At 77.8% G+C, this 243-nt stretch carries 1 protein-coding gene; it reads right to left on the minus strand.

The window, feature by feature from the left end; all coding sequences use genetic code 11:
* On the minus strand, positions 1–243 hold a 243-nt coding region (locus QN345_RS20320), incomplete at both ends, for a hypothetical protein (RefSeq protein ID WP_323509271.1).

Consider the following 243-nt stretch of genomic DNA (forward strand, 5'->3'; position numbering starts at 1 on the left):
GGGTCAGGGCCGGCCGCAGGGACCCGGTGCCGCGGAACTCGTCGCCCGCGGTGACCTGAACGACGAGGCTGCAGGGGTCGAAGCCCGGCGCCGAGCAGAGGGCACCGAGCAGGGCCGCGGTCGCGGCGCGCTGGTCGGTATGGAAGGCGGCGGCGCGGCGGTCGGGATCGGCGACCACGAGCAGCGGGGTGATGCCGCGGGCCAGGAGTGCCGCGCGCTCCCTCGCGATGGCCGCGTCGAGCC

It is taken from the genome of Cryobacterium sp. 10I1 (assembly GCF_035019805.1).
GTDB lineage: Bacteria > Actinomycetota > Actinomycetes > Actinomycetales > Microbacteriaceae > Cryobacterium > Cryobacterium glucosi.